At 46.8% G+C, this 12720-nt stretch carries 12 protein-coding genes; 3 read left to right on the top strand and 9 right to left on the bottom strand.

Annotation, left to right across the window (positions count from 1 at the left end; translation table 11 throughout):
- Window positions 1-62: 62 nt before the first annotated feature.
- The 4 genes from AC5LIL_RS06780 to AC5LIL_RS06765 are packed head-to-tail and all read right to left on the bottom strand — an operon-like array spanning window position 63 to window position 5878.
- Window positions 63-950, bottom strand: coding sequence for an alpha/beta hydrolase (locus AC5LIL_RS06780; protein WP_499825264.1), 888 nt, complete (start codon window positions 948-950; stop codon window positions 63-65).
- A gap of 28 nt (window positions 951-978) precedes the next feature.
- The gene (locus AC5LIL_RS06775) at window positions 979-1761 is read right to left on the bottom strand and encodes an AAC(3) family N-acetyltransferase (RefSeq protein WP_499825263.1); all 783 of its coding nucleotides are present in this window, start codon (window positions 1759-1761) and stop codon (window positions 979-981) included.
- Window positions 1762-1766: 5 nt separating this feature from the next.
- Complete coding sequence (locus tag AC5LIL_RS06770; RefSeq protein ID WP_499825262.1) at window positions 1767-4775, bottom strand: AAA family ATPase; 3009 nt, start codon at window positions 4773-4775, stop codon at window positions 1767-1769.
- Window positions 4772-5878 carry an exonuclease SbcCD subunit D gene (locus tag AC5LIL_RS06765; protein ID WP_214782625.1) on the bottom strand — a complete coding sequence of 369 codons (1107 nt, stop codon included), beginning with the start codon at window positions 5876-5878 and terminating at the stop codon, window positions 4772-4774. Before AC5LIL_RS06765 ends, AC5LIL_RS06770 begins: the two co-directional genes overlap by 4 nt.
- Before the next feature lie 108 nt (window positions 5879-5986).
- Here AC5LIL_RS06765 and AC5LIL_RS06760 point away from each other — a divergent pair, with 108 nt between their 5' ends.
- The 3 genes from AC5LIL_RS06760 to AC5LIL_RS06750 are packed head-to-tail and all read left to right on the top strand — an operon-like array spanning window position 5987 to window position 8859.
- The gene (locus AC5LIL_RS06760) at window positions 5987-7717 is read left to right on the top strand and encodes an ABC transporter ATP-binding protein (RefSeq protein ID WP_499825261.1); all 1731 of its coding nucleotides are present in this window, start codon (window positions 5987-5989) and stop codon (window positions 7715-7717) included.
- Window positions 7714-8586: an NAD(P)-dependent oxidoreductase gene (locus AC5LIL_RS06755; RefSeq protein WP_499825260.1), complete on the top strand. Its 873-nt coding sequence runs from the start codon at window positions 7714-7716 to the stop codon at window positions 8584-8586. Before AC5LIL_RS06760 ends, AC5LIL_RS06755 begins: the two co-directional genes overlap by 4 nt.
- A 45-nt stretch (window positions 8587-8631) precedes the next feature.
- Window positions 8632-8859 carry a DUF2188 domain-containing protein gene (locus AC5LIL_RS06750; protein ID WP_074033180.1) on the top strand — a complete coding sequence of 76 codons (228 nt, stop codon included), beginning with the start codon at window positions 8632-8634 and terminating at the stop codon, window positions 8857-8859.
- Between the two features lie 19 nt (window positions 8860-8878).
- Here AC5LIL_RS06750 and AC5LIL_RS06745 read toward each other — a convergent pair whose 3' ends face one another.
- From AC5LIL_RS06745 to AC5LIL_RS06725, 5 genes are all read right to left on the bottom strand, one after another.
- Window positions 8879-9523, bottom strand: a complete 645-nt coding sequence (locus AC5LIL_RS06745; protein WP_214692668.1) for a DUF975 family protein — start codon at window positions 9521-9523, stop codon at window positions 8879-8881.
- Between the two features lie 72 nt (window positions 9524-9595).
- Window positions 9596-10249, bottom strand: coding sequence for a copper homeostasis protein CutC (locus AC5LIL_RS06740; RefSeq protein ID WP_499825259.1), 654 nt, complete (start codon window positions 10247-10249; stop codon window positions 9596-9598).
- Between the two features lie 13 nt (window positions 10250-10262).
- Window positions 10263-11033, bottom strand: a complete 771-nt coding sequence (locus tag AC5LIL_RS06735) for a DeoR/GlpR family DNA-binding transcription regulator (RefSeq protein ID WP_499825258.1) — start codon at window positions 11031-11033, stop codon at window positions 10263-10265.
- Between the two features lie 174 nt (window positions 11034-11207).
- Complete coding sequence (plsY, locus tag AC5LIL_RS06730; protein ID WP_499825257.1) at window positions 11208-11828, bottom strand: glycerol-3-phosphate 1-O-acyltransferase PlsY; 621 nt, start codon at window positions 11826-11828, stop codon at window positions 11208-11210.
- Between the two features lie 11 nt (window positions 11829-11839).
- Window positions 11840-12715: a M15 family metallopeptidase gene (locus AC5LIL_RS06725; protein WP_339962693.1), complete on the bottom strand. Its 876-nt coding sequence runs from the start codon at window positions 12713-12715 to the stop codon at window positions 11840-11842.
- Between the last annotated feature and the right edge of the window lie 5 nt (window positions 12716-12720).

Below are 12720 nucleotides of genomic sequence, written 5' to 3'. Positions count from 1 at the left end.
CCTTCTTTCATTGTTCTCGTTTGCAATCATATCAAAAAGGGGCGCCAATTGCGCCCCTTTGCTCACAATGATCGTTCTAGAAAATCGAAAATCTTTTGACGGTATTCAGTCTGGAATGATTGATACGATCCGACATGACCATCGTTTTCCGTCACCCATAGTTCGACACCATCCTGCGCGCTTGCAAGCTTTTCACTTTCTGAGACAGGAATCGCATCGTCACCTTTACTATGAATCAATAAAATCGGTGCTTCGATTGATTTGATATCTTGAATCGGTGAAACAACATCCGCATCCAGTCCAGTGAACCAAGGGGTCACTGTCATGATGACGGGTGTGAATGGAACGTTCGGGAGATCACTCCATACGGGGAGATTTGTCTCAAGGTAGTTCCGTAAATCACTGAACGGACTGTCTGCGATGACTGCGGCTACTTCCACATCATCTGCCGTAGAGAGGGCCGTCGCCGCTCCCATGGAGATTCCGTAAAGTACGATTGGGCCCTCTGATCGACCTTTTGCGTATTGGATGGCAGCTTGTAAGTCCGATTGCTCTTTCGCGCCGACCGTTACCCGGTCTCCTTCTGAAATCCCAGATCCGCGAAAATCGAAAGTTAAAAATTGATATCCTTGCTCATGAAACTCGGGCATCAACTCTTTTAAAGGGAGATCCTCCTGTTCTCGGTTCTTTCCATACCCATGAGCAAATACGATTGTCGCACGTGGCGTAGGATGGGGAATCCACCACCCATACAAGTCATGCCCTTCTTCTGATTGAATGGTCACGTTCTCATACTTCAATCCAAGTGACTTCGGCGTGTACGTCAACGTCTCTCGCTCAGGTGATGTTAATTGGTCACCGATATGTGCCGAGATCCCACCGATTGCCAATCCGGCCACCAGTAAGATGACTAGAATCGCAATACTCAATAGTTTCATCCAACGATTCATCTATTTCTTCCCCTCGATTCTACATTCATTATCTTAACCAGCTTCGAAGTGCGATGAGCGCATGTTGCACTGGCTCCCATGTATTAGCTGGAATCAAATAGCACGTCGCATCATTAATGGTAAACGTATGGACATCTTTCTGTTTGACGATATTTTCGCCGATTGCACCAAATGGATCACTATTCACATCTGTATGTTCGAACGTTCGCCACACGCGTTCGCCTTGTTCGATTACAGCACAACCGAACATTTTTGTCGGACCATCAATCCCATACTCCGCATAGTGCCAAAGTGTCGTCGCATCAAGTGGCGACCCGAGATGAAGAACACGTGCATGTCGTTCAATCATTCGCTCGATTGGTGAACCCGGACCGAAACCGACGTCAATCGAATGACCAGACACAATTGTTTGTGCATCTTCACCCCATGCGGCGACAGACCACATCGGATGTGCGCTTCGATAAACGTTCGGATAGTTCCGAAACAGTTCGGGGACACGTCCCATCCCACGGGTTGATGTCTTTTCTTTTTCATAAGGTGGCATTTCGGCACGAATCGTCTGCCACCACTCAACCGGAACAGGCGGTGCTTCCCATTCAGCCGGATCTGAATTGTCTCCGGTTTGGGTCGCCATCATGAGAAGTCCTGATGGCCCCACCACTTCTTGCAGTGCCTCGATGACTGTCTGCGCACCTCCACATACCCATCCGAGTTTTGAAAGCGAGGTATGAACAAATAAAGACTCTCCTCGTTGAATTCCTGCTTCTTTCAAATGATTGATGAGACTTGACTTCGTCACCATCTGTTTCATTTCAATCACTCCACAATCAGCTGGATCGTTGACCCGCTTCTAGATTTTTTCACTTCGATTCGGGCATCGACGCGATCTTTCAATTCTTGGACATGACTGATGACCCCGACAAGTCGACCTGTCGCCTGAAGCGACATCAATAATTCGATTGCCTGGTCTAAAGATTCGGCATCAAGCGTCCCGAATCCTTCATCGATGAGCATCGTTTCAAGACTCACACCCCCGCTCAACTGTTGCACCACTTCTGCTAATCCAAGTGCGAGTGAGAGAGACGCTTTAAAACCTTCCCCTCCGGAAAGGTTTTGCACACGGCGTGATTGACCCGTGTACGCATCGAATACAAGGAGTTCAAGTCCGGACTTAGCATTCCCTTTTGCTGTCTCCACTTTTCGTTCTAGTCGGAACTGACCGCTCGTCATCTGGTCCAAATGAATGTTCGCCGCATGTAAAATCTGGTCAAAGAACGCCGTTTGTACATATGTTTCAAACGTCATCTTTTGCGGATTGATGCCCTTTCCGGTTTCTGCAATCAACTTGATCGTTTCTAACTTCTGTTCTTCACTTGCTGTGTCCTTACGAAGCGTATTCCACTCGGAGACGATTTGACGGTGTCTAGATAAGACTTCTTGTGAGGTGATCAGGTGTTCTGATGCTCGCTCGTATAGTTCCTTAGCTTCGTTCACCTTCGTTTCAATCGACTGAAGGTCAGGTTGTGCTACATTTCCTAATTTCCCCTCAATCATCTGGATGCGGTGTCGCAACCGGACGCCTTCCTCTTCTTCACGTTGTAAGTTCTCGCGGATATTCGCACGCTCATCGATTCGATCGGCTAGTTGTTCGTACCGCTCCTGGTTCAACTGAGCGACTTCTAATTGCTTATTCCAGGTCGTCTTTTGTGAATCATATTGCCCCATCGCTTCAGAAAGCTGTTGCCGCATTAAAGTGAGCCGCTCTTCTTCTTTCCACGTTTCCTTTTTGACAATTTCAAAGTCATGGTCGAACGCTTCAATTTTTTTTGTAAGTATGGTGAGACGATGTTGTCGGTCTGTCCGCTCGGTCTGTAATTGTTCTAACGTTGTTTCCTCTGTTTGACCGAGCGCATTCAGTTTTTGTTGTATCGCTTCAAGTTCTGTGAGGACACGTTGACGCTCTTCAAATTGGTTACGTCGCTCTTCTTCAAGTTGTCGCATTTCACCGGTGAGTTGGCGAAGCGTTCGTTCATTCTCGAGACGCGTCCGTTCTTCACGTTGTAGGCGATCCACATGCGCTTGCCATTTCTTGACTTCTTCTGATAACACTCCATCCACATGAATATCTTTCGAAACCTCATCAAATTCTCGTCGAGCCTCTTCAAGCTGCGAATGGAGCGAACGGTAATCGGATCTCGCTTCAATCAACTGAGTCGTCAATTCCTCCAGACGTGCCTTCGCCTCCCCTTCTTCTTCCATAGATTCAAGCAAGTCTTCGAACTGTGGGACATAATGGTGACGTGAACCACATACTGGGCAAGGCTCACCTTCTTGAAGGGTTTCACTCAGTTGTTTTGCCGCATTCATTTGTTCTTGTTGATTGTACTTCGCCATCACTTCTTGCTGGATGGCATGCAGTCGCTGCACTTCTTTTCCGGACCGCTCACAAGTGGCGAGCTGATTTGAAAACTCATTCACCTTCGTCTCAAGTTTGACCAAATACATCAATCGGTCGACATGTCGCTCCGCATCAACTGCACGTTCTTCAGGTTCAATCGACAACGTTTTCACTAATTGTTGTTCGTGGACTTGAAGTTCTTGTAGCCTAGCCTCTTTGGAAAAGGTGCTTAATTCCGTCGCACGCTTCATCAATTGTTCACGTAATGTTACGTATTCTGCCCGCTCTTTCATTCGGGGTAACATCTCATCAATTAACCGAAGTCGCTCTTGAAGGGATAAGATTTCTTGTTTATTCTCTTCAATTGCAGATTGCTGCTCAGATAGTGAAGATTGCTTTTGTTGTAATTGTTCGAGTTTTTTAGAAGATGCTTGTTCTTCCGTCGTCAGTTGATGAACATGTTTCTTCATTTCTAATAATCGGTCATAGACTGGACGAATGTTCGCTGCTGCCTCTAATTGTCGCAACAACTCATGACGTTCGTTTCGTTCTGTCTCGCCTTTTAAAAATAAATCAAGAGCTTGCAAGGTTTCTTGCTGTTCTTGAAATAAACTGACAAGCGCTTTCGCTTGTTCTAATTCGGTACGCGCCTGTTCGAGCTTATTCGAATGATCCTGTTTCTGTTCTGTTGCGGACTCAACAGTTGAAATCAAACGTTGTTCGCGCTCGTCTAGCCACTGATAGATCACATCAATCGATTTCGTCGAAATTTCTTCAATCGCTTCATCTTCGAGCTCTAACAACTTAAGTCTTGTTCGTTCGACTGCCCATTCAACTTGTTTCCGGTATGTGCTGAGACGTTCTGCCCACTTCTCCTGGAAAGCACGATACGCCTCCGTCTTGAAAATAGATTGCAAGATTTGTTGTTTCTCATTTGAGTTCGAATCGAGCAATTGTCTAAATTGGTTTTGAGGAAGTAACAAGATTTGACTGAATTGTTCATATGAAAGTTGTAAAATCGACTCGACTTCCTCTTGAACCTCGTTCACTTTTGTCGCGATCGGCTTCCAACCATTCTCCCATTCATAAAGAACGGCCTCATGTGGGATCGGTGTCTTGTTTTTCGGGTGAGGTTGCTGAGGTTGTCTCACAATTCGATAGTGGTCACCGCGAATCGTAAACGAGAAGTCGACCTCCGTCTTCATCTCAGGTTGTGCGAATTGACTTCTGAAATCACTCGCATTGCGCAGCGCCCCGCTTGCCCGTCCATATAATGCGAACGTCATCGCATCAAAGATGGTCGTCTTCCCTGCACCCGTCCGACCACTCACGACAAACATCGAGCGACCAACTAATTGTGTGAAGTCAATCGTTTCTCGTTCCGCATACGGCCCGAATGCTTGAATCTTCAATTCGACCGGTCTCATCTGACATCACCTTCTTCAATCATTTGTTTGACGGCATCCGAGGCCGTTCGGTCGTGTACAGCTTCAAAGAACTGTAGATACACTTCTTCGACGGATTGTCGTTCGAGCGTTTCCCGTTCAAATGTTGACGTCTGTTCTTGGCGTCGTAACAGCTCCAATTCAAGATGAAGAATGTTCGGATAAACGGTCCGAAGCTTTGCCATCGGATCAAAAAGTGCTTTGTCATCGGTCAACACGATTTTCAAATAATCATCGGTTTGTTGTTGTTGATAAAACGAAGGTGCGAGTAACTCATCCAACGTTCCTGCGAGCTGTCTCATGTCCCGTTCTGGCGTCAACGTTCGACGTCTACGCTTCCAGTGTCCGTCCCATTCCAAAATATCTACCGATTTCTCATGATTGACCTCAGAGAAAGAATATTTCATGAGAGAACCACTGTATGCAATCCGTTCTGAATGGATTGCATCACGATTATGTAGATGTCCAAGAGCCGTGTATGAGAACGGGTCATAGAGCCCTTTCGCGACCTGTCCGGCGGTACCGACCGATAACTGGCGCTCCGAGTCGGTCTCAAGTCCTCCTGCGACAAAACTATGGCCCACTGAGACCGCATTCTTCTCAATCGGTCCATATGCTTCAATGACGGCCTCTAATGCGTCATGGTGCGTGCGAATCGTTTCATTCCCTAATATGTGCCGAACACGTGCCGGCTCAAGAAAGGGGATTGGGTAAAACGGAATCCCGGCCACTTCAAGTGGACCAGCATCTGGGTTTAATTTACCGATGATATGTAATCCTACTTGTCTCAATAATTTTGAACTATATTCGAGACGCTCCGCTGAGTCATGATTTCCCGCGATGGCGACGACCGGGATTTCTCGCTTCAACACCAATTCTCGCCACATCTCATCGAGCAAATCGACAGCCTCGACGGGTGGGACAGCACGGTCATACAAATCACCTGCAATGATGACTGCATCTGGCTTCTCCTCATCGACGATTTGTAAAAACGAGTGGAATAAAATATTTCGCTGATCTTCTGTCATATGACGACCATGGACAATCTTACCTAGATGCCAATCGGCCGTGTGAATCCATTTCACCACGTATCACCTCTCTTTCTTATTCTAGCATGACTCAATCGTTCGATTCGACGTCTTGACACCCGATTTTGAAACAGCGAAAGTAAAGAGAGAGGAGGTTTGTTCAAAATGAATTCATCAACGTGGAAAACGTTTTTCCAACTTTTTAAAATCGCGAACCCTCCTAAAGGATTGTTTGTCGGAGCTATTCTGATTTCGCTCCTTCAAGCCGTTGCATCGCTAGCGATTCCTCTCATTCTTCAACGCGTCGTTGACCGTTGGAGTAGTGACCTGTTGACGCCTGAATGGATTGCATACTTTATCATTGCCTTTCTCGTCCAGGTCATCACGAGCGCGTTATCGATTTACTGGCTACATATTGTCGGTCAACGTGTCGTCGCCAATCTTCGGACGACATTGTGGGACCATCTCATCAAACTACCCATCCCTTTTTATGATGGGATCAAATCGGGAGAACTCGTCTCCCGCTTAAACAATGACACGACGACGCTACAACAGCTGTTGTCCGAGCAAAGCGTCCGCTTGTTGACCTCTTTCGTTTCGGTCATCGGTGCCGTCGCCATCTTGTTCACGCTCGATTGGCAAATGACACTCGTCATCTTGTTTTCAGTTCCGACGACGCTTGTCATCGTCATCCCACTCGGCCGAAAGCTTCGAGTGATTGCAAAAGAAACGCAACAGGAGCTAGGTAACCTGTCCGGATTCTTTGCGGAACTGCTCGGTGAAATCCGTCTCGTCAAATCGCAGGCGACAGAACAAATGGAAGTGCGGACCGGGAAAGTGAAAATCGAAACGTTGTTCGATTATGGTGTGAAAGAAGGACGGATTCAAGCCATTCTCATCCCTCTCCTTAACGTGACGTTGACGGGGATGTTGATTGCCATACTCGGATTTGGAGCATATCGTGTCTCGACAGGGGCCTTATCGACGGGTGAACTACTTGCATTCATGCTCTATGTATTCCAAATCATCACTCCTCTGATCACCATGAGTGAATTTTTGACGAGACTACAAAAAGCTCGTGGCGCAACTGAACGAATCGCTGAATTATTAGATGTCCGTCCTGAACCGTACAGCACATATCAAGAATCCATCGAGCAGGCTGACCTCTCTTTCGAGAATGTGACCTTTCATTATGGGACGGAGCCCGTTCTTCAAGAACTCTCTCTTCACGTTTCACCAGGCGCAACGACCGCAATCGTCGGTCGAAGCGGCGCCGGCAAAACGACACTTTTTTCGCTCGTCGAACAATTTTACACACCAACGCAGGGATCAATTCGGTACGGCAATCGCGACATTCAAACATATGGCCGGGATACATGGCGTCAAATCGTCGGTTATGTCGCTCAAGACTCTCCCGTCTTGTCGGGTTCTGTTCGGACAAACATCGTCTATGGTCTTCAACGTGAAGTGAGTGATGTGGAAATCAAAGAGGCGTGTGAAATGGCAAACGCATGGTCATTTATCGAATTGATGCCGAATCAGCTCCAGACGGAGATTGGAGAACGTGGTATTCGCTTGTCAGGTGGACAACGACAGCGTCTTGCGATTGCCAGGGCATTGTTACGTAATCCGCAAATTTTACTGCTCGACGAAGCGACGTCGAGTCTAGATTCAGAATCAGAACGCGTCGTCCAGGAAGCGCTCGATCGTCTGATGGTCGGGAGAACCACACTCGTGATCGCCCATCGCTTATCGACCGTCAGACATGCCAACCAAATCGTTGTGTTAGAAGATGGACGCATCAGCGGGGTTGGGAAACACGAGCAACTTTTAAACGAGAACGCCCTTTATCAGCGTCTCGTCTCACAACAATTACTAGGGGGACAATCTACATGAAAACAATCGGGTTTATCGGTCTTGGGGTCATGGGCCAATCCATGGTACGAAATTTGATGAAGCATGGTTTTGACGTAAAAGCTTATACGAGAACGAAAGAGAAGGCTGCCTCGCTATTAGAGGAAGGTGTAGTATGGTGCGAAACGATTCGAGAGGTATGTCTAGATGCTGATGCCGTCATCACCATCGTCGGTTATCCGTCAGATGTCGAGTCGATTTATTTCGGGGAAGGAAATATCCTTGATTCAGCAGAACCAGGTACGCTCTTGATCGATATGACAACCTCTTCACCAAAACTTGCTGAACGAATTGCCGAAACGGCCATTGAACGGAGTCTTCTTCCGCTCGATGCACCGGTCACCGGTGGAGATATTGGTGCAAAAAATGGGACACTTTCCATTTTGGTCGGAGGCGGAGAATTCGCCTTCAATAAGGCAAAACCTTTATTCGAAGCAATGGGACAGTCCATTGAACGGATGGGATATGCCGGGAGCGGACAATATGCGAAACTCGCCAACCAAATAGCCATTGCCGGAACGATGATGGCGAATGCGGAGATGTTAGCGTTCAGTAAACGAGCAGGACTTGACCCGGAAGCGCTCATCCGCACGATTCGTGGAGGAGCAGCGGGTAGCTGGACGCTTGAAAACTTGGTTCCACGAATGATTGTTGAAGATTATGCTCCAGGTTTCTTCATCAAACATTTTATTAAGGATATGACACTCGCCATCGAGAGTGCAAACGAACTTCAAGTGAAATTACCTGGACTTGAGCTCGCTCATCGACTCTATTCGATTCTCGAAGAAAATGGTTACGGGGAGAACGGGACACAAGCGCTTATCGAGTATTACCTTCATCAAGACGTTTGAATCATGCCGTTTGTGGAATTAGTAGGAGTGAAGGAGGCGATTTTCGTGCCATGGAACATGAAAGATTATCCAGAATCACTGAAAAACTTCGATCCACTTGTAAAAAAGAAAGCCATAGATATTGCGAACGCACTGCTCGCACAAGGCTATTCTGAGACGAAAGCGATACCAATTGCTACTGAACAAGCGAAAAAGTGGCATGCGGATGCGTCTGAACAAGAAAAACAAGATTTTGAAGACGCCCCTAACCCGAAAAAGACAGATCAGCATTGAACGTAAACAACCGGTCGGATTATCCGACCGGTTGTTTTGCGAGATACGACGCCTTCATTTCTAGATAGAGACCTGAAATCGCCGTCTGTAAGTAGGGCGTGACAAAGATATAAGCAAGTCCCCCAGTAAGAAGGACAAGCGCGTACCATCCGATAAAACTTGCGAATAGCTTTAACATCGTCTGTTTATGCCCTTTCATCATTAGGCGACTCTTTCGCATGGCTTGGAATGCTGATAAATCTGGTTCGTCCCGCATGATGAACGGTGTGATGCGATACGTCAAATAAAACCAGACGCCAGGCACAATTAGGAATAACATCAACACGTTCAGCCCTAAATAAAACACTGCGTAATAAATCACGGCTCGTGAATACTCTCTCAGCGAGCCGAACGCTTCAATCAATAAGCCGAACTTAGGCTTCTCATCTTTAGCGACCTGAAGAAACACCCAATTCTTCCCGAGCTCGATTGGCGCGAGAAGGACTGTCGCTCCGTACAAAAGTGCCACAGAAGTCATGAGTACTTCAGGGTCATTCGTTGATAGGTCTAGACGTGTCGTGATCATCGCCTGAATGACCATGACAGTCAAAACGACGAGTAATGATATGCCCCATTTTCCTGAGAGCATTCGAAGCGCATATTGTTTGTAAACGGAAGATTGCATGAGTTCACCTACACTTTGTATTTTCTTTCATTATAGCAAAAAAACAGTCTTTCGACTGTTTTCCGCTTTGACTCATCCACGAAGTTGTTTGAATTTAGCCCCATCCAACTGTCCGTTTGTTCGTACGCCATTCCCGACGTGTACCATGTCGACGTTGAGTCGTTCCCGTAAGGATGGCAATGTTTCTGTTGTAATGCCGGCTCCAGGCAAAATAGTCATCTCTGCTTGCTCGTTCAGCCGAATCAATGTTTCGATACCCTCTAGCGCAGTGTTCGCACCGCCAGATGTCAATAAGATATCGATTTCCGGAAAATCATTTAAGACATCCAGCGATTCAAATACATCACGCGATGCGTCGAAGGCACGATGGAACGTTAGTGCCATCTCACCTTTATATTTGATGACTTCTCCTAAAATTCGCTCATCGATTGCCCCGTCTTTTGTCAATGCACCAAAGACGATTCCATTCACCCCGAGTTCACGGCATAGACCAATGTCTGCAAGCATCGTTTCCACATCATCATCGTTGAAATGGAATGAACGTGTATGAGGTCGAATCATGACATGTACCGGGATAGATACGTGCTCGATCACGTTCCGAATCGTCCCGAAACTTGGCGTGATCCCGCCATTTTCCATATCTGCAATCAGTTCGAGTCGATCTGCCCCGAGTTGCTCCGCCTCGATTGCTTCAGATAACGTTGTGACAATCACTTCTACTTTCATACAACCGCTCCTTTTACGGCGCGAACTTCCAGTCCACACCATGTTCGGCTAAGACGCCTTTAAATTCTTGTGGTTCCGGAAAATCAGAGATGATTGCCGTCACCTTTGAAAAGTCGCACACCCGATACCTTTTTTGTTGGTTCAACTGGGTATGGTCGGTTAATAAGAATGTCTCGCGACTTTGCGACATCACCGATTGTGTGATACTAGCGAGTCCGAAAGCGTCGCACGTCAAACCAAGAGTTGAATCGACCCCTTCAACAGATAAGATGGCAAGGTCGAACATATAGGTTTGGAGTTGTGCGAGAACTTGTTCGCCTGTCGTCACGAGATGCTTCGGATCGATTGTACCACCTAACAACTGGATCTCACCACCGAGCACACCTTTCGCCCGTTGTTCAAACAAGGCTTTGGCGACCATTAAAGATGGCGTGACCACCGTCACGTTTCGTCCTCGTAAACGAGATGCTACTTGTTCGGCTGCAACCCCATGACCGATATAGAGTAACGTATCGTCCGGAATCAATTGAAATGCCGTATACGCGATACGGCGGATGCCATCCATGTTGGCAATGACAATCGGCTGAAAAGACATGCTCTGATGAAGAACCGCACCCCCATAAACACGCTTGATCCGATGTTCTTTCTCTAGTTCTTCTAAATAACGTCGAATCGATTCCCCTGATACATTCAATCGTTCAATCAATTCGCTCGTCTTCACTTTACCTTCTCGTTCGATCCACTCGACAATTTTCTGTTTACGTTCTTCACCGATTAAAGACACGTCTCTGCCTCCTCCACTAAAATCTTTCCTTTTCTAGTGTAACGAACGCATGTAAATTTAACGTAAATTGAAAGTAAAGAACGAGCAAATCCAACATGATTTTGCTTCTTTTTTATGTAAATCAACAACAATACACAAAAAAAGTGCGTCTTGATCGGACGCACCTGAAAGAAATTAAGATTTATGCTTGTTTTGAAAAAGTGGCACTTTTGGTTCTTTCCCTGCTCGTATTCGTTGCCAGTTCGTGCGATGTTTAATAATGATAAACAAGGCGAGCGGAACGATGACAATGAGAGGTAACCAATCCTTTGTCAATACACTGTACGTCGTTGCCGTCACGAGACCTACTGCAGCGGCAGCCATAGAAGAGAGAGATACCATACGTGAAATGAGGAGAGTCACAATAAACGTGCCGACGACGACAAAGAAGAACCACGGAAACGCCGCTAAAAGTACGCCGCCGCTCGTCGCGACTGATTTTCCACCTTTAAATTTCGCAAAGATCGGATAAGAATGTCCAATGACTGCCGGAATCCCGGCAAGAAGCAGACTCATCTCACTTCCGAATAAGAGTGGTAACAAAGCTGCGACTAGTCCTTTCCCCATGTCACCGAGTAAAACAAGGATCCCCGCTTTTTTGCCGAGAACACGAAACGTGTTCGTTGTACCTAAGTTGCCGCTCCCATGTTCGCGAACATCTACTCGATAACCGAGCTTGCCGATGATGAGCGCAAACGGAATCGCACCAAGTAAATAGCTTAAAATGATAATGATGATTTCTGTCATAAATGGCATCGCAATTCCCCTTACTTCATATATTCCGCAATATATCGATCATATGGCTGATTCAATGCGTGCACTGCTTTCGCATGTTCAGTACCGATATAACGTAAGTGCCACGGTTCATACATATAGCCGGTCTCTTTCTCAAACGCTTTTTGATAGCGAATGATAAAGCCATACTCGTGAGCATGTTCTGCTAGCCACTTTCCTTCAACCGTTTCACCAAGGCTTTGTGTGAGTTGATAATTGACAGAAGCACTCGAGACGTCAATTGCAAGACCCGTCTGGTGTTCAGAGTGTCCGGGTGGAGCGGAGTATTTCATCGCTTGCTCTTTGCCATCCCGCTCAACGTAAGCATTGAATAGCGTCACCTGATAACCGTATGAACGAAACGCACTCGTCCCTTTCAAATCGATACCAGACGCTTTTGCGTTCTTCATCAACTCTTCGATCGCACGTGCTGCCTCTTTTCGCATCTTCCGACGCTCACCGACCGCTGAATCGACAAAATCGATGTTGGCCTCAACTAAGTCGCTCGGCTGATAATTAGCCGGCAATGCAATTTGCTTATTTACGAGAATCAACTCTTCTAATTCTAAGTTTGCGACACCATCGACTTCAATCGGTTGGACAGGTGTAGTCGGTTCTTCTGCTGCTGGCGGTGTCGGCTCAGCTGGTTGTTCTTCGACTTCCGGTTCAGACTCCGTTGTTTCTTCGTCTGTCGGTGACTCGGTTTCCACTTCCTGATTCGAGGTCGGTTCGTTTGGTTCTGTTTGTGGTTCATCTATTGTTGATGACTGTGTTGTTGGTTCTTTCGGTTCAACTTGCTCGTTTGTCGTACAACCGGCTAACATGAACGTCAAGGCGCCGCAAACCATCAAGACTGATGGATAACGCATGCGAT

The organism is Exiguobacterium sp. RM11 (genome assembly GCF_059821525.1).
This window is presented reverse-complemented; position numbering and strand designations above follow the sequence as displayed.